This is a genomic window from Microcystis sp. M015S2 (assembly GCF_020245945.1).
Lineage (GTDB): Bacteria > Cyanobacteriota > Cyanobacteriia > Cyanobacteriales > Microcystaceae > Microcystis.
Map to the genome: position 1 here is coordinate 31,008 of NZ_JADBTX010000026.1, position 23,221 is coordinate 54,228.

Sequence of the window (23,221 nt, forward strand, 5' to 3'; positions counted from 1 at the left end):
GTCTGATAGTTTTGTCTGTACATATTACCGTGAATGACTATATCTGACCATATTTGTATTGAAACTTTACAATACCATTTTTGCCAAACTATGACTGATGTGTTAGCTCGATTCTGGATTTAATCCCTGGTTGAGGGACAAGCAAAGTCATCTTTTAGGGAGTCCGAGGTAAGCAGTAAGATTGAGATAGTCGAGTTACAAAAAAGATGGTACGAATTCTAGTAATTGATGATGATGGAGTAGTTCAAACGTTCCTGAGACGAGCTTTGCAGAAGGAATACGAGGTTTTTGTTGCCAGTGATGGGGAAGAAGGATTAAAGCAAGCGGGGCAACTAAAACCGGCGATGATTATTTGTGATTGGATGATGCCGGGGATCGATGGGTTGGAAGTTTGCCGGCAAATTAAGCTTAATCCCCAACTGTCAACAACTTTTTTTATCCTCTTAACTTCTTTGGGATCGGTGGAGGATCGGGTGAAGGGATTGGATGCGGGGGCCGATGATTTTTTATGTAAACCGATCGAAATTAATGAGTTAAGAGCGCGCGTGCGGGCGGGAATGCGTTTGCATCAATTAAGTCATGATCTGCAAGCGCAAAAACAATTACTAGAAATGGAGTTAGCGGAGGCGGCGGACTATGTGCGATCGCTGTTACCAGAACCTTTTATTTCTCGAAAACTTGCTATCGATTTTCGCTTCCTTCCTTCTCGTCGATTGGGGGGTGATGGCTTTGATTATTATTGGTTAGATAATGACCATTTGATGTTATATCTTTTAGATGTGGCTGGCCATGGGTTGCGAGCGGCTTTACCTTCCCTTTCGGTGATTAATTTACTCCGTTCCCGTGGTTTAACTCAGGTGAATTACTATCAACCTAATCAGGTTTTACATGGGTTAAATCAAATTTATCAAATCAGCCCTAAGAATGATAAATATTTTACTATTTGGTACGGAATTTATGATCGGAAACAACAACAGTTAACCTATGCCAGTGCCGGTCATCCCCCGGCAGTTCTCCTGACTCAAAAACCTTTTGGCCAGATGATTGAAACCAGACTGAAAGCCCCCGGTTTTCCCATCGGGATGTTTCCGGAAGCGGAATATATTAATCAGGTTAAATGCCTGAATTTCCCCAGTAGCCTTTATCTTTTTAGCGATGGAATTTACGAGATCGATTGTGCTGATGGTAGGATGTGGGGACTGGAGAACTTTATTCAATCTTTGCGAAATTATCACGGTAATTATGCTAAAAATCTCGATAATTTTATCGAAAAGATTCAAGCTTTACAATTTGATGGTAATTTTAAGGATGATCTTTCGATCATGCAGGTGGATTTTCGTTAAGTACCTAAGCAAAATTAATTACACATTTCGATAAAGCTTTTGCCTCTTGCCTTTTGCCTATCCCAACCAATAAATTAATTTTGCACGACTACTTAATTAACTTCCGAGGATTTTTTGTTCTAATTCTTCTCGGTTATTAAAAATTTCAAAAACTCGATCCATATCGGTCAATTCAAATAACATTTTTATCTGATCATTAATCGAGCAGATAAAAATGTTACCCCCCGCAGAACGTACGGTTTTTAAGGATAAAACTAGCGCCCCTAAACCAGAACTATCCATAAAGGTGACATTCTTGAAATCAACGATAATAACCTCTGACCCTTCCTGCACGGCTTCGGCAATTTCTTGGCGAAATTCGCTGGCTTGGTTGCCATCTAAAATACCGGATGGTTGAATAACTTTAATCGCAGAACTCATAAAAAAAAGGAAAAATTAAATGTTTTCTACCTGCTCACTGATAACTGCTCGCTGAAATCTGCTGATAGCAGCCAATCTTTAACTATTTTTAACATATTAGGGTCAAGAAAAGCGCAAAATTAAAAATAGGAATTTTTGAAACTGTATGGAAAGTTACGATGTCATCCTCATCGGTGCGGGGCATAATGGTTTAGTTTGTGCCGCCTATCTCCTCAAAGCTGGTTATCGCGTCCTCCTTCTCGAACAGCGTAGCGTACCAGGAGGAGCAGCTACCACAGAAGCGGTTATCCCAGATCTAGCCCCCGATTTTAAGTTTAATCTCTGTGCGATCGATCACGAATTTATTTTTTTGGGGCCGGTAATTGAGGAATTAGAGCTAAAACGCCACGGATTAGAGTATTTATTCTTTGATCCTACCGTTTTCTGTCCCCATCCCTCCGGCCAATATTTTCTTTCCTATCGCTCTCTGGAAAAAACTCACGCCGCAATTGCCCAGTTTTGTCGGCGAGATGCCGATCGCTACCTTCAGTTTATCGACTATTGGGGACAGTTGATGAATGCGATCGGTCCTTGGTTTAACGCTCCGCCCCAAGATTTGCTCAGAATCGCCCGCAATTATAACTCTAGTGCCTTAGCTAGTGTCTGGAAAGCGATCGGCTCGAAAAAGAAACTGCTCGACTTCATCCGCACGATGATTACTTCCCCCGAAGATGTCCTCAATGAGTGGTTTGAGAGCGAATTTGTCAAAGCACCCCTGGCTCGTCTAGCGGCAGAAATTGGCGCTCCTCCCTCCCAAAAAGGCATTACCTCCGGGATGATGATGATGGCGATGCGTCATTCCCCCGGGGTGGCTCGCCCTCGTGGTGGTACAGGCGCACTAACTGAGGCTCTGGTGAAATGTGTTGTCAGTCTCGGTGGGGTGATTTTAACCGAGCAGAAAGTTAAACAGATTCTAATTGAGGAAGGACAAGCGATCGGTGTTAGGGTGGACTCTGGACAGGAATATCTGGCCAAAGCGGCTGTTATCTCTAATATTGACGCTAGACGAGTGTTTTTACAGTTAGTCGCCCCCGCCGATGTGGATGCCGCCGATCCAGAATTGCGAGAAAGGGTAGAACGGCGAATTGTCAATAACAATGAAACAATTCTTAAAATTGATTGCGCCCTCGCCGAAGCGCCAAGGTTCGAGGCTTACGATCACAAAGAGGAGTATTTACAGGGAACGATTCTCATCGCCGATTCCGTGCGTCACGTTGAACAGGCCCACGCTTTAACGATTTTGGGGCAGATTCCCGACGAAAATCCCTCGATGTACCTAGATGTCCCCACTATTCTCGATCCCTCCATGGCTCCCCAGGGCAAGCATACCCTCTGGATCGAATTTTTTGCCCCCTATCAGATTGCCGGGGCCGAGGGAACAGGATTAAACGGCACGGGATGGACGGAAGAATTAAAAAATCGCGTGGCCGATCGAGTTCTTGATAAACTGGCCGATTATGCCCCAAATCTCAAATCCGCCATTATTGCCCGTCGGGTGGAAAGTCCGGCCGAATTAGCTAATCGTTTGGGTTCCTATAAAGGTAATTACTATCATCTTGATATGACCTTAGATCAGATGATTTTCCTGCGTCCTTTGCCAGAAATAGCTAACTACAAAACCCCCATTAAAAACCTTTATTTAACTGGGGCAGGAACTCACCCCGGCGGCTCAATTTCGGGAATGCCGGGGCGCAATTGCGCTCAGGTTTTTCTGCGGGATCAAAGCACTTTTCTGCAAAGATTATTTAACTAAATCCCCTCCTCCTCAAAATCCCGAACCTCATCCTAATATTTATTGCCCCTAGCCAATTATCCTTGAAAAGGAGAGATTAAAGGCCCTAAATGGGAAAAGATTTTGAGGAAATGAGGAGGAGTGATACTAAATCCTATTTAAAAGATATAGGAGAGCGGGGAGAAGGGGCAGCGAATGGGGAGAAATAATCCATAACTCGGGGGTTAATCATAATATTAAAAACCTATTTGGTATGCAGGGTAAGCTCACCCAATTTGATATAAATTGTACTTGACAAAGATTTCTAAATAGGGTTCTGGACGTAACAGGTAATTTAGATACGTCATCAGCTTAACTCGCACAAATTTTTAACTGTAATTGTTGCTAGACTGGTGGCTCTTGACAAAAGATCAGGTTAATTATTTTTCTGATGAAGATGATTATTCACTTTTTCATGTACGATGAATATATGGCAAGATTTTTGAAGGATCACGAGCGATGCAATTTCTAAGGCTCAGAGTTAAAACTGTTTGGAGAAGTAAAAAAATAAGGGGAATTATATCGCTCCTATTGCTTTTTATCTTGATGCCAATTTTTCTTTATGCTTGTTTTAGTGATCTTCCTAACCAATCATCGGAGCAACGGCAAGGAACCCTTTTGGTTTGGTATCCAGAAGAGGGAAATTTAACTGAAATACTAGGTCTCGGTTTGCAAGAGTTTGAAAAATTAAATCCGCAAGTGACAATTCTCGAACAAGCTATTCCTATCGATGAGATACCAGAACGTTTTTTTAAACAATCTCAAAGCGGATTGGGTGCGAGTGTTATTCTAATTTTTTCGAGAAATATACCCAGGTTAGTATCCCAAGGAGTACTGGGGGAAATTGACCAGAACAATCTAGATTTATCTATTTATTATCCCCCGACGCTGAAACAAGTTAGCTATCAAGGAAAAATCTATGGTATTCCCTTAGGTTCTCGTACCAATGTACTGTGTTATAATCAAAAAAAATTACAAGTTAGTCCCGATCCGCTGCTGAAGCAACCTCCCACCAGTTTAGGGGGATTAGTGGAACGTGCGCGCAAAGGTTATTCTGTGGGGATAGTTTCCTCTTTTGAAGATACTTTTTGGGGAATGGCAATTTTTGGCGGCTATTTGTGGGATGATCAGGGTAGGCTGCAACCTCGCTTGGATGGTTGGGCAAAATGGCTAGAATGGCTAAAATTTGCCTCGTCACAGCCTAATTTTATCCTCAATCGTCAACGGGAATTGCTTCATGAGGCCTTTGCTAGAGGCCGCTTAACCTATTATGTGTGTAATTCTATTGAAATTGCCGATTTAAAAAACAGCCTCCAAGATGATCTCAGAGTCGCGTTACTTCCCCAAGACACTCAAGGTAAAGCAGCACCAATTCTCTATACACGGGTGATGGTATTTAATCGTAATAATAGTGATAATGAAAATAGGTTGGGGTTAGCTTTAGGAAAATTTCTCTCTAATCCCAAACAACAATTACAAGCAATCACCCAAACAGAAAGTTTTATTCCCACTAATCGACGGGTGCAGATCGAAGGAAATTTACTACCGATCGAATCGGTATTATTACAACAATCTCAAAATGCCGTGGCAGTACCTCTGGATGATTGGGAAAAGTTGAATAAAATTTTAGAAAAAGGAGAATTTTGGTATGAAAGAGCGATCGCTGGTGAAATATCTTCCTCAGCAGCAGCCCAAAAACTGACACTTTATATTCAATCAGGTCTCGATCAGGAAGTCGGGAAAATAAATTAATTATGAACAACAATATTCCCTCTCTTTCGGAAATAATTGCTAACCAATTATTATTTTTAGGACGCAGAAATGTTCAAAGTCAATTAGCGATCATTTTTCTGTCTTTAATTCTTGCTTGGTTATTATCAAAATGGTTATGGTCTTACTTGAGAAAACGATTCCCTCACGGCACCAGTTTTATTCACAGTGATAAAAAATTAACCCTCCATCAATATTTTGCTATCCTGATAGAGTTTCTTAATTTTCCAGTTATTAGTCTAATTTTACTTGACTTAAAGTATCTAATTTTTTTCAGTCAAAACTGGACAAGAGGAATGATTAATTTATCCATACAATTAATATTTTTTTATTTGATTTATCGTTGTTTATTAGCTGGATTATATGCTAGGTTTTCCGTCAATACAATTAAATATTATCATGGTCGGCTTTTAGCACCTTTATTGGTATTATTCCTCCTGAGAAATATTATTGGTGTTTACAATAATATTCAAGAAATTGCCCAAGTATCTCCCTTCAATTTATTCAATAGTCCGATCACATTGAGAAGCATATTTATTTTGATAATAGCTCCCTATTTTCTGGTAATTATTGTTGTTCTTATAGAGAGTATAATTCTGAGCATTACTAATTTAAATCAGCAAGCGAGTCGCGGTGAAATTGAAGCAACTTTACTGTTAGGACGTTATTTTTTCATTGTCTTAGGTTTTATTCTCATCTTGGGTTATGTGGGAGTTAATGCAACGGCAATAGCGGCAATTACTGGCGGTTTATCGGTGGGTATTGGTTTCGGTATGCAGCAAGTGGTAAGTAATTTCATTAGCGGTATTTTACTATTATTTGAAAAAGTTCTCAAACCCGGTGATATAATTAATATTGAAGGACAGACTTCTCAGGTAAAAAAGCTAGGTATCCGAGCGACAACGGTGCAAATTCTTACAGACAATTCCGAAAAAATTATTCCCAATCAAAAGTTTTTTACTGAGGATGTCACCACCTACACGGGTAGTGATAACTTGATTTATTGTTCAGTTGTTATCGGAGTTGGTTATAATTCTAACTCTCAACAGGTGATGAATTTATTGCTAGACATTGCTGATCAACATCCTCACATACTCAAAAACCCGCAACCAGTAGCCTTTTTTATTAATTTTGGTGATTCTAGTTTAAACTTTGAATTAAAGTTCTGGTTGGATGATGTTAACGGGAAAAAGCGAGTCATTAGTGATATTAATTGTGCTATTCTTGATAGGTTTACTCAACAGGGTATCGAGATTCCCTTCCCGCAACAAGATATTCATATTCGTAATAATTAGCAATTTATCCCAGTCAAAAAGCTTATCTGATTATTTTCATCGCCAAATATATCACTTTCACTTATTAAATCCATGTATTTATTGTTTTTTATTAATGGTTAATATCTTGACATAAAAACAATTATAACTTACTATTCTAGATAGTATATTCAAAAATTATCAATAATCTATAATTAAAATATCCCAGATGAATCTATCGAGGTTTTGCTAATGCTTTCTCGTCCTACTTTGCTTGGCACTTTATCGCTTGCCCTAGCCTTAAATTGGCCCCTTAGTACCTTAGAAACCTTCGTCTCAATACCTTTGAGCCGTGGTTAAGGAAATCAAGTAACCAAGACCGTTTTTCAACTGGCCGTATGCTACTTTTCCCTTTTAATTGTTGTCATTTACCCTAACTAAAAATCCCATGATTATCCCCCGTTTACAAAATCGTTTTCCCAGAAATAATACCACCCGTCGGCTGCGAGCTTTCCTTCTAGGTCTTTTCGCTGCAGGTATCACCACTTTACCCCTAAAAGCCGCCGAAGAAATTGAATTTGTCTATACACCCCTCGTCTTTTCCGTATCGGTAGCATCCCTAGAAAATTTTGCTAAAGAAGGAAAAATCGACGCTAATTTAAAAAGATTTCTGTCCAGAGCAACTCCCGAAGCAAGAGAGAAGTTTCGTGAGGCTTTATTAACAAAGATTGACATCGATCCTATTTTACTATCTCGTTTTTTTAATAGTGTGATGGGTGCTGATATGCTCTCTCGTTTGGGCAAAGGCATCACCATTGAAGGGGGAATTAATGGTAAATATGCCCTGCGGGGTGCGATTGTTAGTGCCGCTTTCGATCCGGGAGGATTAACCCTTTTAAATGTCCTGAAAAAATTCCCCAATAATATACAGTTACAGGGGGAAGAAATCCTCGGATTAGCTAAAACCATCGATTATGCGGTTTATGTGGCGGAAATATTTATTAAAGATATGCGCCTCTGGACAGCCGAGGAAGCTGCTGCCGTTAAACCAGCGATTAATTATACCAGTTTACCCGATCTGCGTCAGCGCGGTAGCTTTCAGGTAAAAAAAGAAGTTTGGAACTTAACTGATAGCAGTCGCAATCGCAGTTTATATGTCAATGTTTATATCCCGCAAACTTTCCGAGAAGGTAAAACACCTGTAATTATTTTTTCCCACGGATTAGCCTCGCGACCAGAAGATTATGCCCAAGCAATTGAACATCTAGCTTCCTACGGATTTTTAGTAGCGGCACCGCAACACCCCGGCAGTGATACCCAATACCTACAAGGAATGTTAGGGGGGTATTATCGCAATATTTTTGATGGCAATGAGTTTATTAATCGACCCAAAGATATTAGCTTTGTCATCGATGAATTAGCCAGACGAAATGCTAGTCAATTTCAAGGTAAACTTGACCTCACTAATGTGGGAGTAGCGGGTCATTCCTTTGGAGGTTATACATCTCTAGCTGTTGCCGGCGCACAAATTGATTTTGATAATCTCGCCCAAGATTGTAATCGTCCTTACTCCGGGATTAATATCGCTATTTTACTGGAATGTCGCGCCCTGGAATTGCCTAGACAGGTCTATAATTTTCGCGATGAACGAGTCACGGCTGTCTTTGCAGCTAATCCCGTTAACCGCAGTATTTTTGGGGAAAAAGGTTTAAGTAAAATCTCGATTCCTGTCCTCTTGGGTTCTGGAAGTTATGACCCGGCAGCTAATCCGATTTTTGAACAGGCCATTCCTTTTACTTGGTTAAAAACGCCAGATAAATATCTGGCCATGGTGGAGGGACAAGCTCATGTAAATTTTACGGAATTGGATGCAGGAATGCAAAAAACCCTAGAGTCTGTGGTCGATATCACTTTACCCAATCAAAATTTAATCGAGGATTATGCGGGGGCTTTATTGGTGGCTTTTTTTGAAGTTTATATTGCGGATAATGAAAAGTTTCGTCCTTTTCTTCTGTCTAGTTATGCAGAATATCTCAGTCAGGGACAAAAGTTTAAATTAGACTTTATTACTGCCGCTTCTGACCAGAAATTATCTCAATTAATTGAGAAATTGCGAGTACATCGGCAATAGACACTAAGGCAATAGGCAATAGACACTAATTGCCTTCAGTAGCTAATAACTGAAAAATCTCCCCACTGCCCCTCTGCAAAAAAGATTCTTTTGAGTTGTATAATCTCTAAAGGATTAGCGTACTCAAGAAAAAAATTATTTCATGCTCAGAAAAATTAGACTATCATACTTTGGCTTAATTTTAGGCAGTATTTTAACGGTTATCGGCATTATCGGTTATGCCCAAGGTAACGCCACGGTCAATTTAGCGGGGTTTTTCTACGGATTACCGTTATTATTGGGAGGTTTAGCCCTAAAAGCTTCAGAAATCAAACCGATACCCTTCAGTCAACCCACTAGCCCCGAAATCTTGCAATTGCGCCAACAACAGGCTACTGTCACCCAAACCAAACTTCGCAACGATGTCACCCGCTATCGCTACGGACAGGAAGTGCATCTGGATGAAGCCCTAGAAAAGCTGGGATTAAGCCCCACGGACGAGGAAAGACCGACTTTAGTGGCAATTCGTGAAACTGCTGTTGATTCCGCCTATTGTTTCACTCTAGAATTTGAATCGCCCCTTTTACCCCTAGAAAAGTGGCTGGCAAAACAAGAAAAAATCGAAAGATACTTTGGACCAGGAATTAGAGCCGAAATTAAGCAAGTTGACGAGGAAAAAATTGATTTAGCCCTAATTACTATCCCTAACGCCTAAATGCTCACGCCTATTCAGTATGGCTTCCTAGCAATCACTGCCGTGGCTGCCGGCTTAATTAATGCTCTTGCCGGTGGCGGTAGTCTGATTACTTTTCCAACGCTGATGGCGGTGGGTATCCCACCGGTGATGGCAAATGTGACTAATACCGTCGCTTTATGCCCCGGTTATCTGGGGGCAACCCTCGCCCAAAAAAAAGACCTGCACGGGCAACAAAAACGGATTCAGTTATTACTACCATCGGCAGTTATTGGCGGCATTATCGGTGGTATTTTGCTGTTAAATAGCAGCGATCAAGTATTTGACCGCCTGATTCCTTTTCTGATTCTTTTAGCGGCGGCTTTATTGGCTTTTCAAGATACTTTACGCTCTTGGTTGCAGCGGCGACAGGGAGATAAAAAGGGCAATATACCGGAAAATTGGGCGGTTTTACCCATCGCTCTCGCTTCAATTTATGGTGGTTATTTTGGAGCGGGTTTAGGTGTGATTGAGTTAGCAATTTTGGGCTTATTTCTCAAGGATAATCTCACGAGATTAAATGCTTTAAAACAGTTGCTTTCTTTGGTGGTTAATGTGGCCGCATCTTGGTTTTTTCTCTTTTCTAATCAGGTATATTGGTCGGCGGCGATAGTGGTAGCAATTGGCTCTTTAATTGGGGGTTTATTGGGGGGAAAACTAGCTAGAATTATCTCTCCTAGTTATCTGCGCCAGACTGTGGTAATTCTGAGTATTATTACCGCTATAGTTTATTTTCTTCGTTAACAAACTGAGTTATAGGCGGTTAAAATGCGTCTTAGCTTATCTTAAGGATGAGGTAGGAAATTTTCGCTTTGGGGAGTCAGTTGTCGATAGCAAATTAGGTTATACTGCATCTTTATGAGAAAGACCGTCAACTAAAATGGCTCATTTTAAAACCTTACCCGATGACGTTTTAACTCAATTGCCAAGAAAAGTGGGTTTTAGCTTGTCTAGAATAACCGAGGCTCTTGGTGCATTCTAGCATCGGTTAAACACACTGAAGGATTAACGGAATAGGGTGGATAATTTTGCTCGGCAAAACCTCACCAGATGTTTAGCATCGACAAAGCTGCCCTTGTCTAGCAGTAACAACAGGGGTAAGAACATCCCTTCTGGCGATCGCCAGACAAAATCAGTGATAAAAGTCCCAATCGCCAAGATTAGGCGATAATAGTCCCAAAAACTCCCTAGCTATACCAGTCTCCTCCAGATGATCTACATAAAAACTTAAGAATGATCCCCGTCTGGTGATAGACTTTTGACTGTTAAGGAAACAAACTCACTAGATATATCATAGATCAGCTGTAGGGAGGATCATCGAGTGGAAAGTACGCTAGGGTTAGAAATTATCGAAGTGGTCGAACAAGCTGCCATTGCCTCCTCGAAGTGGATGGGTAAAGGCGAAAAAAATACCGCCGATCACGTCGCTGTGGAAGCGATGCGCGAACGGATGAATAAAATCCATATGCGCGGTCGCATCGTTATTGGAGAAGGGGAAAGAGACGAAGCTCCCATGCTCTATATTGGCGAAGAAGTGGGTATCTGCACCCAAGCTGATGCCAAACAATATTGTAATCCCGACGAATTAGTCGAAATCGATATCGCCGTCGATCCCTGCGAAGGCACTAACTTAGTTGCCTACGGTCAAAATGGTTCTATGGCCGTGTTAGCCATCTCCGAAAAGGGTGGGTTATTCGCCGCTCCTGACTTTTATATGAAAAAATTAGCCGCTCCCCCAGCAGCTAAAGGTCATGTGGATATTAATAAATCGGCGACGGAAAACCTGAAAGTTCTTTCCGATTGTCTCAATCGTTCGATCGAAGAACTGGTGGTAGTGGTTATGGATCGTCCCCGTCACAAGGAATTAATCCAAGAAATCCGCAACGCTGGGGCCAGAGTTCGTCTGATCAGCGATGGTGACGTATCGGCCGCTATTTCCTGCGCTTTTTCGGGAACTAATATTCATGCTCTCATGGGTATCGGTGCCGCTCCAGAAGGGGTAATCTCGGCAGCGGCTATGCGTTGTCTGGGGGGTCACTTCCAGGGACAATTAATCTATGATCCCGAAGTGGTTCAAACTGGGTTAATCGGCGAAAGTCGCGAGGGTAATATCGCTCGTCTGCAAGAAATGGGCATCACCAATCCCGATCGCGTTTACGGTTGCGAAGAATTAGCCAGTGGCGAAACCGTCCTCTTTGCCGCCTGTGGGATCACCCCCGGCACCCTGATGGAAGGGGTACGCTTCTTCCACGGTGGCGCTCGTACCCAAAGCTTGGTTATCTCCACCCAATCGAAAACCGCTCGCTTTGTCGATACCGTTCACCTGTTCGACCAACCCAAATACATTCAACTGAGATAATTCTCTGACCCGGTGGGGTGGGTATGGCTCACCTCGCCCCCATTGGTAAAAATATATAAAGTTTTTTTTCAAACATCTTTTATTTGCATCCCGATTGGGACTAAATTGCAACAATTAGAGACATAACGCACTGATCTTTATCAATAATTTTTGTAGCCTGAGCAACATTTGTAGGAGAACATAAATGAATATTGCTGTAGTGGGCTTGAGTCACAAGACAGCCCCGGTGGAAATTCGCGAAAAATTGAGTATCCCGGAAGCGAAAATCGAGTCCGCCCTTACCCACCTCAAGGGTTATCCCCACATCCAAGAGGTGGCTATTATCAGTACCTGTAACCGTTTGGAAATCTACGCCGTGGTTACGGATACGGAAAAGGGCGTGGTGGAAATTACCCAGTTTCTCGCTGAAATCGGGCATATTCCCCTTAATGTCCTGCGTCGTTATCTGTTTACCCTGCTGCATCAGGATGCTGTCCGTCATCTGCTCCGGGTGTCGGCCGGTTTAGAAAGTCTTGTCCTCGGTGAAGGGCAAATTCTCGCTCAAGTTAAAAATACCCATAAATTAGCTCAAAAGTACAATACTATTAGCCAATTACTCGATCGCCTGTTTAAACAAGCGATGACTGCCGGTAAACGCGTCCGCACGGAAACCAGCATCGGCACGGGGGCCGTATCGATCAGTTCGGCGGCGGTGGAGTTAGCCCATGCTAAGGTGGCAGACCTCAGCAGCCAGAAAATCGCTATTATCGGGGCAGGGAAAATGTCCCGATTATTAGTTACTCACCTTCTGGCTAAGGGTTCTCAGCAAATTGCGATCGTCAATCGCTCCCAAAGACGGGCCGAGGAGTTGGCCCGTGAATTTCCTCACCTACCGCTGCAACTATATGGCTTAGAAGAGATGATGACTACCGTAGCGGCATCGGATATCGTCTTTACCAGTACCGGAGCCACGGAGCCAATTTTAACTAAAACTTTATTGACAGAAGTGACGATTGCTGCTAACTCGCTGATGTTAATCGATATTTCCGTTCCCCGCAACGTCCATACCGACGTGAAGGAATTGGCACAAGTGCAAGCTTTTAACGTCGATGATCTTAAAGCGGTGGTTGCCGCCAATCAGGAAAGTCGCCGTCAGATGGCTAGGGAAGCAGAGGCACTCCTAGAGCAGGAAGTAGAAGCTTTCGAGCTTTGGTGGCGTTCTTTGGACACTGTACCGACAATTAGCTGTTTAAGAAGCAAAATTGAAGATATTCGCGAACAGGAATTAGAAAAGGCCCTCTCCCGTCTGGGGACGGAATTCGCCGAAAAACACCAAGAAGTTATCGAAGCAATGACCCGTGGTATCGTCAATAAAATCCTTCACGAACCCATGGTACAACTGCGCGCCCAACAGGATATCGAAGCCCGCAAGCGCTGTTTACAGTCCCTGCAAATGCTCTTTAACCTCAGTGTCGGGGAAGAATATAGTTAGGGCTTGCTGAAAAAGTTTTTCGTGGCGCAGGGTGTCGGGTTTTAAGCTGTAGTACATTTAAACTGCCTATGGGGAATTTTAGTACAAATGCTCAAACTCCCTCTCCCTGCTCCCTGCTCATAGACAGTCTTAACGAGTAATTTAGATAGGGTTTGCGGCAAAAAGTTTTTCGTGGGGGCAGGGTGTGGGGTGTGGGGTGTAGGGTTTTACCGATTTTTAGGTGGTCAACTACCTAATTTTCAGGGAAAAAGTACCTGAATTTTACTCCCGATCACTCCAAAGTCTGGCACTTTTTGAGGGGAAAAAAGTCTAAAAGTCTTATCCAACAAGGTTTTTAGATTTATTCAGCCTGCCCTAGGGCTGGGACTGACAACTGACAAAAATTAAGGGCGATTCTAGTAGTCTGTCAAGGTGATTTTGAGGGACTGGGAGCGGATAATTTTGAAGAATTCCCCTATCCATGAACTACACGCAACCCGCCTAGGGCTGAGGTCGCGGTTTCTGTCGCTTCATCTGGAGTCCTAACCCATGCAGGCAAAACCTTCAGAGGGAATCTCGTCCACTGATGCAGAAATTATTTTAAGACGCTTACCAGACTGGATTCAGGATGCCTTGATTGCTCGTGCAACTGAAATTGATTATCCCGTTGAAGCCGTCATTGTTCTAGACACAGAGGCATTAAGTTTTGCAGATTGTAAGCCAGGGCGAGGTCAGTAAGTCTAACAAATCACCGCACCTGCCCTTATGGTAGAGTATCTGTAATCATCCAAGTTTATTGGCGGCGGGTGAGTTCAGCCGTTAGCCCTCATGCCGACCATAGCCGTTGCTTTCCTGACAACCTTCTCAAAGATTCGATCTAATCTCAGACAGAAGTAAGCCTTGTCCAATTACCTACTCTCTATATGCGAGAATAGCTTGTGTGAAAAACCTAAGTGAGTGTTATGGTTGCACCTATACAAAATAGGCAGTTTAACGGGTTGTCTAGTCAAGAAGCTAGTGATCGCTTGAAACAGCACGGCTACAACGAACTCCCCTCAACTCAGCATCGTACTTTTTTAACCATCGCCCTAGACATTATCCAAGAGCCGATTTTATTGCTCCTGATTGCCTGTGGTGTCATCTACCTCTTTTTGGGTGATGCACAAGAAGCTCTGATTTTATTGGGGTTTGTCTTTTTTATTATTGGCATCAATCTTTACCAAGAGCAAAAAACGGAACGTTCTCTAGAAGCACTGCGGGACTTATCCAGTCCTCGGGCTTTGGTGATTCGAGATGGGGAGCGGCAGCGGATTGCCGGCCGAGAAGTGGTAGAGGGCGATTTGATCGTGGTGGAGGAGGGCGATCGGGTTCCTGCGGATGCGATTTTGCTGTGGTCCACTCACTTGACGATTGATGAATCGCTGTTAACCGGAGAGTCTGTTCCGGTCAGGAAACGCACCATCCAGCTAGAAGAAGACCCAGAGAAACTTTCAGCCACCTTGAGACCGGGTGGAGACGACTTACCCACTGTCTATTCTGGCACTCTTGCGGTGCAAGGGCAGGGCATTGCCCAGGTGCAAGCAACGGGCATACATACTGAAATGGGAAAAATTGGCAAAGCTCTGCAAACGGTTGAACCGGAAGACACGGTCTTACAAAAAGAAACCCGTCGCATTGTCGGTAAATTGACGATGATCGCGCTGGCCATTTGTGCGGCGGTGGTGGTGATTTATGGATTAACCCGGGCCGATTGGTTGCATGGCTTTTTGGCAGGATTAGCCCTGGCGATGGCAATTTTGCCCAATGAAATTCCGGTGGTGCTGGCCATCTTTCTGGCTCTGGGAGCGTGGCGATTCTCGCAAAAACAGGTATTAACTCGTCGCATTCCAGTGGTTGAAACCCTGGGTTCTGTCACCGTTCTTTGTGTCGATAAGACTGGAACCCTGACATTGAACCAAATGGCCGTCAAACAATTGTTGGTTTACAGCGGCTCCAATGCTTATCTGTACGATGTGACGCTCCACGAGCGCGAACCCTTGCCCGAAGTCCTTCATCCCCTGATCGAGTTTGGCATTCTAGCGAGTCGCAAAGATCCCTTTGACCCGATGGAGAAAGCGTTGCAGCAAATTGGTTGGGATTACCTGGCCAAGACTGAACACCTGCATAGCGATTGGCAACTACTGCGCGAATATCCCCTGTCCACCGATCTCTTGGCCATGTCCTGTGTCTGGGAATCCCTGACGGGGGAGCTTACCGTTGCGGCAAAAGGGGACCCAGAAGCGATCGCTGATCTCTGCCATTTCAGCCCGATTCAACAACAGGAGCTTGTCGAACAGATCCAGGCAATGGCCGGAGAGGGTTTGCGAGTTCTGGGAGTCGCCCAAGGACGCAAAATGGGAACATTACCCAAAACCCACGCTCTTGAGTCATCCGAGCCTCTAGCCTACTTAGAATCTGATGATCGCTTACCTGTGCAACAACACGACTTTGAGTTTGAATTTGTCGGACTCATCGGCCTGGAAGACCCCGTGCGCCCTACTGTTGCACCTGCGATCGCCGAATGCTATGGTGCGGGAATTCGCGTTGTCATGATTACGGGTGATTATCCGGTAACAGCCCAGAACATTGCCCGTCAGATTGGACTCAGGCCTTTAGACAAGGTGATCACCGGCAGGGAACTGGAGCAAATGGGTGAGTCGGAACTGCGCGATCGCATTCAAAGCACCAATATCTTTGCCCGTGTCGTCCCCGAACAAAAACTATTGATTGTCAATGCACTGAAACGCTCCGGGGAAATTGTGGCCATGACTGGTGATGGTGTCAACGATGCCCCGGCCCTCAAGTCTGCCCATATCGGCATTGCCATGGGTGAACGAGGTACGGATGTAGCGCGCGAGTCTGCCGATTTGGTCCTGTTGAAAGATGATTTTTCGTCCATTGTCGAATCGGTCAAACTAGGAAGACGTATCTTTGACAACCTGAAAAAGGGGATGGCCTATACCTTGGCCGTTCACGTTCCGATCGCCGGTATGTCGTTGATTCCAGTCATGTTTGGCTGGCCTTTGGTGCTACTCCCCATCCACATTGCCTTTCTACACTTAATTATCGATCCGGCCTGCACGGTTGTGTTTGAAGCTGAACCGGCAGAGAGCGATATTATGCGTCGCCCCCCCCGCAATCCCAAAGAACCCTTGTTCAGTCGTCGGACGTTGCGATTAGCCTTGCTTCAAGGAACCAGCGTTTTAGTGGTACTGGTTATTGTATTCGCGATCGCCTATAACAACGGCAATAGTGAATTTGATGCTCGTGCCTTAGCATTTACGACATTGATTATCTCCAACCTCGCTATGATCCTAACCAATCGTTCCTGGTCACGAACGATCCCAGAAACGCTCCAAGCTCCTAATCAGGCTTTGTGGTGGGTGATCGGCGGTGGACTGCTGTTTTTGGGATTAGTTCTCTATGTTCCCTTGCTAAGACACCTGTTCGGCTTTTCATTTCTACATACTGATGATTTGCTGGTCAGCTTAGTTTCTGGAGTTGTCAGTATTTTCTGGTTTGAAGGACTAAAACTGTGGAGCCGTCGGAACATGAACACCTAAAAATAATTTTTGAATAATAAGAGTTATGGTCGGTTAAGCGTCAAAACATCTAGGCTTTTCCTTGATCCCAGTAATGTAAACTTTGATTAAGAGAAAGACTTCTAGCTCCAATCCGATGTTATATTAATAATTGAAGCTAAAGAAAAAAGCTTCCCTGACAGATCAACTGGCAAGGTTATAAGGTCAAGTTCACAAAGGAGTAAACCCTGTTAAAGTTACATTCTGTCTCGATAACGACGATAACAGCGATCAACCTGAACGCTCATATTTCCTAGAGTAGAGAACAAGGGAGTTAGGCAATTGGAACTAGAGTTCAATGCGTCTCCAACCAGTCTCAAGTTGTGAGGGGAAATACCTGAGAATCGGTAAACTGATCGCTGTTATTGTTTGTCAACACAAGTAATTGCTCATTGCAGTCGCTCTCCTTTGATGAGATAATAGAAAGTCTTCTTTTCAAAAGGATATCGATAGGATGCGACTCTCTCAACAGCTTTTTGTCACTCTCCGGGAAGATCCGGCCGAGGCGGAAATCCCCAGTCATAAATGCTTGGTGCGTGCCGGTTACATTCGTCGCATTGGCAGCGGCATTTACGCCTATTTACCCCTGATGTGGCGGGTTTTGCAGAAAGTCTCCCAGATAGTCCGGGAAGAAATGAATAAAGCCGGCGCCCAAGAATGTTTACTTCCCCAACTGCAACCGGCAGAACTCTGGCAAGAATCAGGCCGTTGGGACACCTACACAAAAGCAGAAGGGATTATGTTTGCCCTGACAGACCGGCAAAAGCGGGAGTTAGGATTAGGACCGACTCACGAAGAAGTAATTACTGCCGTCGCTCGTGATTTAATTCGTTCCTATCGACAATTACCGGTTAATTTATATCAGATTCAAACTAAATTTCGCGATGAAATTCGCCCTCGTTTTGGTTTAATGCGGGGGCGAGAATTTATTATGAAAGATGCCTATTCTTTCAATCTCGACGAGGAATGTTTAAAGAAAACCTATCGAGCGATGGATATAGCTTACCGCAATATTTTCCGCCGTTGTGGGTTAGCTTTTCGGGCAGTAGAAGCCGATTCTGGAGCGATTGGCGGTTCCGCATCCCAAGAATTTATGGTCTTAGCTGATGCCGGAGAAGATGAGGTTTTATTTACCGCCGATGAAAAGTATGCGGCTAATGTGGAAAAAGCCGTTTCTTTGCCAGCAGATAAAGTGGCTTCTCCCTTTAAAAAGTTTGCTAAAAAAGAAACTCCTAACACCAACACGATCGAAAGTTTAGCTAAATTTCTCGATTGTTCTGCCACTGCTATCGTCAAAAATGTTCTCTACGAAGTGGTTTATGATAGCGGCATAACTGTTTTAGTTTTACTGCATATTCGCGGCGATCAAGAGGTCAACGAAGTTAAACTACAAAATGAATTAGTTAGACAGGCAGGCCGTTACAATGCTAAAACAATTTTAGCTTTAAAAATACCCGATGCTGCCGCTCAACAGCAATGGGCAACTAAACCTTTACCTTTAGGTTATATTGCTCCCGACTTAGAAGATAATTTACTCAAAAAAGCCAGCGATATAGCTCCTAAGTTTTTACGCATAGCAGACAACACGGTGACAGACTTAGAAAACTTTATCACCGGTGCTAATGAAACCGGGTTTCATTTAGTGGGGGCCAATTGGGGTAAGGATTTTATCTTACCGGAATTAATCGTCGATCTACGCAAGGCCCGGGTAGGCGATCGAGCTATTCATGATCCTAATCAAACCTTGCAAAGTGCCAGAGGAATTGAAGTCGGTCATATCTTCCAATTGGGCTATAAATATTCTCAAGCTATGAATGCTTTTTATACTAATGAAGCGGGAGAATCTACCCCCATTTGTATGGGTTGTTATGGTATAGGAGTATCGCGTTTAGCCCAGGCAGCCGTAGAACAATCCTACGATAAAGATGGCATTATTTGGCCCGTAGCTATTGCCCCCTATCAAGCGATTGTGGTTATTCCTAATTTAGCCGATGCCGAGCAGGTAAAAACCGCTGAAAGTTTATACAATGAGTTAAATCAAGCGGGCATTGAAACCCTTTTAGATGACCGGAATGAACGTGCAGGTGTTAAGTTCAAAGATGCGGATTTAATTGGGATTCCCTATCGCATTGTCACGGGTAAATCTCTCAAATCGGGTAAGGTGGAATTAGTCGAAAGAGCCAGTAAAAAAGCGTCAGAAGTAGCAATTAATGAGGTGGTTTCCTATTTAAAAACTGCTATTTCAAAGGTAAATGCTTCTGATTAAGTGATTAAATATACAGATAATTTTGCCTGTTTATGGTTCTGATGATCGAATATGAGTCGGGGGACCTCCTATCATAAAGGGTATCTCAAGTACCAGTCAATCAGAATAGTTACGAACTCGACCTATTTGGTCGATTGTTGCTTAACAATTGAGATGGCAAATTCTACTCAAATATGCCTGAATTGCCCTCTGGGTAGGCAACCCACATAAAGTTCATTTTGTCAAGGATTGTTAGGATGCGCTTACCCTGGGATGCTAATATGCCATAGAGTTTTTTATCTTTGTGTTCGAGGCAAAAGGTGCGAAAACGTTGCAAAACACTTTTTATACTAAATCTGGTTATTAAAAACTGATTATTTATTCCCTTGTTGACTAATTTCCTTCAGTTGTTTGTCAGTTTCTTTTTGGGCAGCAGTTAATTCGGCTAAGATTCGCCATACGTCTTCTGATGTAGTTGCCATAGATGATTTTTTTCCTCTGATTTGTTCTATTACTATTTTACTAAATTCTTCCTATTCATGAAGAAAAAAGTGTTTTTTCCTGTGGGGAAGAGAGCAATCACATCTAAATTTTTAATAGATTTGAGGTTGAAAATTATCGGGAATATCGAGTTCAAACACTTGGTCATGAATCCGAGCCACATAAAACCCTTCTTGCAGAATTTTTTCGCGTAATCCTGGGGATACATGAACCGCCGCTAATATGCCATAGAGTTTTTTATCTTTGTGTTCAGGGAAAAAGCTGCGAAACCGTTGCAAAATACTTTTTAATTGTGTAATAGACTCTTCTCTGGCATGACTTTTAACCTCGACGATATAGGCAGTATTTAACTCACCATTAGTATAGGCAAGGACATCAATTTCTAGGTGTTGTCCATCTTCGCTGGCTCGCACACTGGGACTAACAACTTTCATGCCGAACCGTTGTCTGAGAATCGTTTCCATTGAAGGGAGAGCAAGTCCTTCGGTAAAGCTGCCGAATTTTGCCCCGAGTCCCCCAATTTGCTGACCTAATTCTTTGAGTTGTTTGTCAGTTTTCTGCTGTTGTCGGTCAGTTTCCTTGATTTGTTGGGCGTTTTCCTTCTGTTGTTGACTAACTTCCTTCAATAGTAGGTCAGTTTCCTTGAGTTGTTTGTCAGTTTCTTTTTGAGCAGCAGTCAATTCGGCTTGAGCAGTCGCTAATTCGGCTAAGATTCGCCATACGTCTTCTGATGTAGTCGTCATAGATGATTTTTTCCCGATGTCACCTATTAACTATGTTATCGGATTTCTGTGCTTGTCGAAGACACTGGGGAGCAGACTGCTGATTCAATTGGATAAGGCGGAGGCTAATTCATAGAACAAGAATCACCGCCACCAGCGACTAACATCCCTAATACTTTGATACACTTCTCTTCAGGCGACCTCTCCCCCAAAATGAAGGATTAAAGGGACTAAGTTGGGAATAGAATTAACAATTATCTTCATTCTCTTTGATTTTTTGACTAATTCATGACTGGTTCGCTGAACGCTGGAAAATGCTAACGTTGATGGGTTATTCATTTGACAGATCATAGAGTTCTAAGCCTTGAATAAAACAAAAATCTCTCAAATTCAATGTATATAGCTTAATATTCTGCACTAATGCTGTTGAGGCAATGATAGCGTCAGGGATGTTGAGTTTGTGACTGAGGGAGTAGGTTTCCATTAAGTTAATAAATTGATTGGATATTGCGACATCTACAGGAAAGGTATGTAGTAATCCGAGATGTCTTTTGATTTTGTTGAGTTCATTTTTATTGATTGCTCCATAATATAATTCGGCTTGAGTAATGGAACTAATGGCTAGTTGATTTAGTCCAATATGGCGAAGCTCTTCGATAATTCTATGGTTGTTTTTATAGAATTCAATGAGGATATTGGTGTCACATAAAATCATCGTTTTTCTTCTCGCCATGCTGCTTGACGGATAGATTCAGGCGTGATATTTCTGTTTTCCCACAGTCCTGCTAGGGCAAAGAAGTCTTGCTCGTTATCAGATAATGTTGTTTGATCTTCGATGATTTCTACGAAGTCAACAAAATCTAAAGCAGTTAAAATTTTAGAGAGTGTTTCTGCTTTTTCTTGGTCACGAATGTGTACGATTAGTTGTTTCATGGTAGTTTATTTTGTATTGATTTGATATTAATGATCATTGTCTAATTCTGTTTTTAGCCAATTAAGAATCGGAGAACTAATACGAATTCCATAATCAACTAACTGTTGTGATAAATCTAAAATTTCTTGTTTAGATAGATAACCTGCATAAAAACCAACCAAGAGAATTCCTAATGTTCCTTTGACGGGTAATTCCATAGCTTTGGCAACTCTTCTTGCTAATTTCTCATCTATAATTACCCAGTCTGGTTTGATTGAAATTGCCAAGAGAATAACTTCTAATTCTCCTCGATCTAATCCTAGTAATAGCGGTTCAAGAGGAGATGATGATGCAACTTCTTGAACTTGAATCCAATTGGCATTTTTGAGTTCTTTTGCCCCCGGTTTATTATCTCCAGCGATGACAATTTCTTGATAAACTGCCCAAGGAATAATCACTTCATTAAATAGCTGATTAAGAAGATCTAATTGATTAATCAAAGATAAGGCGATGATCGGTGTAGAATTAACAATTATCTTCATTCTCTTGGATTTTTTGGGCTAATTTACGGCTGGTTTGTATTTCTGATTCCCATTCTTCTGCTGTGTAATCAATAATGGAAAAACCATACTCAGAGAGAAGTGTATAAAATGTATATTTATCGCATCCTAATACTTGTGCGCCGATTCCTGCTGAAATTTTTCCTTCTTGATAAAGATGCCCTAATGTATAAATTATGACTTTACGAGAGAATGCTTCTTTTTCTTCTCTGGCAGCAATGAGGAGTTCTTCGGGAAATGTTACATTAATGCTCATGAGTGTTTAAAAATAATTTGTTTTTCTTGATTTTAGCAAGAATAATAGATCTATTCACCATCGCTTTTTTGACTCGAAGCTGGAGATTGTGGTTAAAACGAGACAGGGCAATCACTTCCACCAGCGGCTGACTTCTCTAATTGCTTGATGGACTTCTCTTAAGGCGACCACTCCACCAAAATGAAGGATTAAAGGCGCTAAGTTGGGAATAGTTTCGAGGAAATTAGAACGAGTGAGAGTTCCCAAAGCCTGAAGGGTTTTTTCCCATAAGGATAGGTCAACATTGGCAGGCGTTAACACCTTAGTCAATCCTTGTAATGCCTCTGCACGGTGGTATTCATTCCCAATCGCTCTAGCTGTGGCTAAGGCTTCGGGTAAGATTTCAGTTGACATACTCCGCGCCGTGAACGGACGTGGATTCTTCTATCATCACTGATTGGAATTTCTGGCTCAACGAGTTCGCTTAAATCAGACCCCTTGCGGTATCTAACCCAGAGGCGAGTCTCTCCTCAGACTTTCGCGACCTTACAGAAGCCTGTTCTCGTATGCCCTACGATACAGTTCAAAACCTCTAAAATAATTGGTTTCTCTGGTACTTGATGCTTAGAGCTTTTACCCATAAAAGCAATCCTTTATGGAACCCTATAACTCTAGTTTTCAAGGTGCGCCTATCGATTAGATAGCTAGGTTTTTAGAGCGGTTGAATACCTTATCCGCTACGGTCTATGATTATACATCATAAGAGGAATTATTTCCGCCACCGACTAACATCCTTAATACTTTGATACACTTCTCTTAAGGCGACCTCTCCCCCCAAAATGAAGGATTAAAGGGACTAAAGTGATTAATCTAAAGCATTAGTTGGTTTTTCTGCTTCTCCAAATAAAACGAAAGCAGACCATAAGCCAGGATTTTCATGTTTTTTCATGGTGTTTAACATTGCTTGCCGTAATGCTTTGGCTTTGTCTGGATCATTCTGAAGATTTTTATGAAAATTGATCATTAACTCGTCAGATGGCTGACAGGGGGACAAGCAAGCTGAAAAGCTTATGTAGCATGGAATACAGACACAGACTCCCAAAAAAGATAAGTCATATTTACTATATATGACCTAAATAACGAAAATGATAAGTGAACTATACCAGAAAGTCTTAGA

General features: G+C 42.6%; 21 protein-coding genes and 2 pseudogenes. 12 read left to right on the forward strand and 11 right to left on the reverse strand.

All coding sequences use genetic code 11. The features are described from left to right. Positions 1-206 precede the first annotated feature (206 nt). Complete coding sequence (locus tag IM473_RS05805; protein WP_287656707.1) at positions 207-1,343, forward strand: SpoIIE family protein phosphatase; 1,137 nt, start codon at positions 207-209, stop codon at positions 1,341-1,343. 96 nt (positions 1,344-1,439) lie between these two features. Here IM473_RS05805 and IM473_RS05810 read toward each other — a convergent pair whose 3' ends face one another. Continuing rightward, positions 1,440-1,763 (reverse strand): STAS domain-containing protein, encoded by a 324-nt coding sequence (locus IM473_RS05810; RefSeq protein ID WP_287656709.1) that lies wholly within the window; start codon positions 1,761-1,763, stop codon positions 1,440-1,442. Positions 1,764-1,908: 145 nt separating this feature from the next. Here IM473_RS05810 and crtO point away from each other — a divergent pair, with 145 nt between their 5' ends. The 6 genes from crtO (at position 1,909) to IM473_RS05840 (ending at position 10,183) form a co-directional block, all read left to right on the forward strand. Continuing rightward, positions 1,909-3,555 (forward strand): beta-carotene ketolase CrtO, encoded by a 1,647-nt coding sequence (gene crtO, locus IM473_RS05815; protein WP_287656712.1) that lies wholly within the window; start codon positions 1,909-1,911, stop codon positions 3,553-3,555. 477 nt (positions 3,556-4,032) lie between these two features. Then, on the forward strand, positions 4,033-5,325 hold the full coding sequence (locus IM473_RS05820) for a sugar ABC transporter substrate-binding protein (protein WP_287656713.1): 1,293 nt from the start codon (positions 4,033-4,035) through the stop codon (positions 5,323-5,325). Between the two features lie 2 nt (positions 5,326-5,327). Beyond that, complete coding sequence (locus IM473_RS05825; protein ID WP_287656715.1) at positions 5,328-6,638, forward strand: mechanosensitive ion channel family protein; 1,311 nt, start codon at positions 5,328-5,330, stop codon at positions 6,636-6,638. 406 nt (positions 6,639-7,044) lie between these two features. Then, positions 7,045-8,727, forward strand: coding sequence for an alpha/beta hydrolase (locus IM473_RS05830; protein ID WP_287656716.1), 1,683 nt, complete (start codon positions 7,045-7,047; stop codon positions 8,725-8,727). Positions 8,728-8,869: 142 nt separating this feature from the next. Next, positions 8,870-9,421, forward strand: coding sequence for a DUF2854 domain-containing protein (locus IM473_RS05835; RefSeq protein WP_287656717.1), 552 nt, complete (start codon positions 8,870-8,872; stop codon positions 9,419-9,421). After that, positions 9,422-10,183 carry a sulfite exporter TauE/SafE family protein gene (locus IM473_RS05840; protein ID WP_287656718.1) on the forward strand — a complete coding sequence of 254 codons (762 nt, stop codon included), beginning with the start codon at positions 9,422-9,424 and terminating at the stop codon, positions 10,181-10,183. 261 nt (positions 10,184-10,444) lie between these two features. Here the strand turns inward: IM473_RS05840 and IM473_RS05845 are convergent, their stop codons facing one another. Further along, positions 10,445-10,597 carry a hypothetical protein gene (locus IM473_RS05845; protein ID WP_287656721.1) on the reverse strand — a complete coding sequence of 51 codons (153 nt, stop codon included), beginning with the start codon at positions 10,595-10,597 and terminating at the stop codon, positions 10,445-10,447. Between the two features lie 163 nt (positions 10,598-10,760). Between IM473_RS05845 and glpX the strand changes: the two genes are divergently transcribed. The 5 genes from glpX to IM473_RS05870 all read left to right on the forward strand — a co-directional run bounded on the left by glpX (position 10,761) and on the right by IM473_RS05870 (position 19,134). Next, a complete protein-coding gene (gene glpX, locus IM473_RS05850; RefSeq protein WP_287656723.1) occupies positions 10,761-11,798 on the forward strand; it encodes a class II fructose-bisphosphatase in 1,038 nt (345 codons plus the stop codon). A gap of 184 nt (positions 11,799-11,982) precedes the next feature. Beyond that, a complete protein-coding gene (locus IM473_RS05855; RefSeq protein ID WP_287656724.1) occupies positions 11,983-13,269 on the forward strand; it encodes a glutamyl-tRNA reductase in 1,287 nt (428 codons plus the stop codon). A 528-nt stretch (positions 13,270-13,797) separates the two neighbouring features. Then, positions 13,798-13,986, forward strand: coding sequence for a hypothetical protein (locus IM473_RS05860; protein ID WP_287656727.1), 189 nt, complete (start codon positions 13,798-13,800; stop codon positions 13,984-13,986). A gap of 224 nt (positions 13,987-14,210) precedes the next feature. Beyond that, positions 14,211-16,850, forward strand: coding sequence for a cation-translocating P-type ATPase (locus IM473_RS05865; RefSeq protein ID WP_287656728.1), 2,640 nt, complete (start codon positions 14,211-14,213; stop codon positions 16,848-16,850). Positions 16,851-17,322: 472 nt separating this feature from the next. After that, positions 17,323-19,134 (forward strand): proline--tRNA ligase, encoded by a 1,812-nt coding sequence (locus tag IM473_RS05870; RefSeq protein WP_287656729.1) that lies wholly within the window; start codon positions 17,323-17,325, stop codon positions 19,132-19,134. Positions 19,135-19,384: 250 nt separating this feature from the next. Here the strand turns inward: IM473_RS05870 and IM473_RS22685 are convergent. From IM473_RS22685 to IM473_RS05910, 9 genes and pseudogenes are all read right to left on the reverse strand, one after another. Then, positions 19,385-19,462: pseudogene (locus IM473_RS22685) on the reverse strand (DUF3782 domain-containing protein); the annotation flags it as partial. Between the two features lie 37 nt (positions 19,463-19,499). Next, positions 19,500-19,595 (reverse strand): annotated as a pseudogene (locus IM473_RS22485) (DUF3782 domain-containing protein); the annotation flags it as partial. 111 nt (positions 19,596-19,706) lie between these two features. Further along, positions 19,707-20,357, reverse strand: coding sequence for a DUF3782 domain-containing protein (locus IM473_RS05880; RefSeq protein WP_002802065.1), 651 nt, complete (start codon positions 20,355-20,357; stop codon positions 19,707-19,709). A 310-nt stretch (positions 20,358-20,667) separates the two neighbouring features. Continuing rightward, positions 20,668-21,069 (reverse strand): type II toxin-antitoxin system VapC family toxin, encoded by a 402-nt coding sequence (locus tag IM473_RS05885; RefSeq protein WP_287690381.1) that lies wholly within the window; start codon positions 21,067-21,069, stop codon positions 20,668-20,670. After that, complete coding sequence (locus tag IM473_RS05890; RefSeq protein WP_287233903.1) at positions 21,048-21,269, reverse strand: hypothetical protein; 222 nt, start codon at positions 21,267-21,269, stop codon at positions 21,048-21,050. The genes IM473_RS05885 and IM473_RS05890 overlap by 22 nt, the downstream gene beginning before the upstream one ends. Before the next feature lie 27 nt (positions 21,270-21,296). Next, positions 21,297-21,791: a PIN domain-containing protein gene (locus tag IM473_RS05895; protein ID WP_002780146.1), complete on the reverse strand. Its 495-nt coding sequence runs from the start codon at positions 21,789-21,791 to the stop codon at positions 21,297-21,299. Continuing rightward, positions 21,775-22,065: a UPF0175 family protein gene (locus IM473_RS05900; protein ID WP_008203693.1), complete on the reverse strand. Its 291-nt coding sequence runs from the start codon at positions 22,063-22,065 to the stop codon at positions 21,775-21,777. Before IM473_RS05900 ends, IM473_RS05895 begins: the two co-directional genes overlap by 17 nt. Before the next feature lie 111 nt (positions 22,066-22,176). After that, a complete protein-coding gene (locus tag IM473_RS05905; RefSeq protein ID WP_287656732.1) occupies positions 22,177-22,458 on the reverse strand; it encodes a hypothetical protein in 282 nt (93 codons plus the stop codon). Positions 22,459-22,909: 451 nt separating this feature from the next. Beyond that, on the reverse strand, positions 22,910-23,068 hold the full coding sequence (locus tag IM473_RS05910) for a CHAT domain-containing protein (RefSeq protein WP_287656733.1): 159 nt from the start codon (positions 23,066-23,068) through the stop codon (positions 22,910-22,912). Between the last annotated feature and the right edge of the window lie 153 nt (positions 23,069-23,221).

Coding starts and splice junctions, on each gene's coding strand:
- IM473_RS05805 (WP_287656707.1), top strand. CDS start 207: ATGGTACGAATTCTAGTAATTGATGATGATGGAGTAGTTCAAACGTTC.
- IM473_RS05810 (WP_287656709.1), bottom strand. CDS start 1,763: ATGAGTTCTGCGATTAAAGTTATTCAACCATCCGGTATTTTAGATGGC.
- crtO (WP_287656712.1), top strand. CDS start 1,909: ATGGAAAGTTACGATGTCATCCTCATCGGTGCGGGGCATAATGGTTTA.
- IM473_RS05820 (WP_287656713.1), top strand. CDS start 4,033: ATGCAATTTCTAAGGCTCAGAGTTAAAACTGTTTGGAGAAGTAAAAAA.
- IM473_RS05825 (WP_287656715.1), top strand. CDS start 5,328: ATGAACAACAATATTCCCTCTCTTTCGGAAATAATTGCTAACCAATTA.
- IM473_RS05830 (WP_287656716.1), top strand. CDS start 7,045: ATGATTATCCCCCGTTTACAAAATCGTTTTCCCAGAAATAATACCACC.
- IM473_RS05835 (WP_287656717.1), top strand. CDS start 8,870: ATGCTCAGAAAAATTAGACTATCATACTTTGGCTTAATTTTAGGCAGT.
- IM473_RS05840 (WP_287656718.1), top strand. CDS start 9,422: ATGCTCACGCCTATTCAGTATGGCTTCCTAGCAATCACTGCCGTGGCT.
- IM473_RS05855 (WP_287656724.1), top strand. CDS start 11,983: ATGAATATTGCTGTAGTGGGCTTGAGTCACAAGACAGCCCCGGTGGAA.
- IM473_RS05860 (WP_287656727.1), top strand. CDS start 13,798: ATGCAGGCAAAACCTTCAGAGGGAATCTCGTCCACTGATGCAGAAATT.
- IM473_RS05865 (WP_287656728.1), top strand. CDS start 14,211: ATGGTTGCACCTATACAAAATAGGCAGTTTAACGGGTTGTCTAGTCAA.
- IM473_RS05870 (WP_287656729.1), top strand. CDS start 17,323: ATGCGACTCTCTCAACAGCTTTTTGTCACTCTCCGGGAAGATCCGGCC.
- IM473_RS05880 (WP_002802065.1), bottom strand. CDS start 20,357: ATGACGACTACATCAGAAGACGTATGGCGAATCTTAGCCGAATTAGCG.
- IM473_RS05885 (WP_287690381.1), bottom strand. CDS start 21,069: ATGGCGAGAAGAAAAACGATGATTTTATGTGACACCAATATCCTCATT.
- IM473_RS05890 (WP_287233903.1), bottom strand. CDS start 21,269: ATGAAACAACTAATCGTACACATTCGTGACCAAGAAAAAGCAGAAACA.
- IM473_RS05895 (WP_002780146.1), bottom strand. CDS start 21,791: ATGAAGATAATTGTTAATTCTACACCGATCATCGCCTTATCTTTGATT.
- IM473_RS05900 (WP_008203693.1), bottom strand. CDS start 22,065: ATGAGCATTAATGTAACATTTCCCGAAGAACTCCTCATTGCTGCCAGA.
- IM473_RS05905 (WP_287656732.1), bottom strand. CDS start 22,458: ATGTCAACTGAAATCTTACCCGAAGCCTTAGCCACAGCTAGAGCGATT.
- IM473_RS05910 (WP_287656733.1), bottom strand. CDS start 23,068: ATGATCAATTTTCATAAAAATCTTCAGAATGATCCAGACAAAGCCAAA.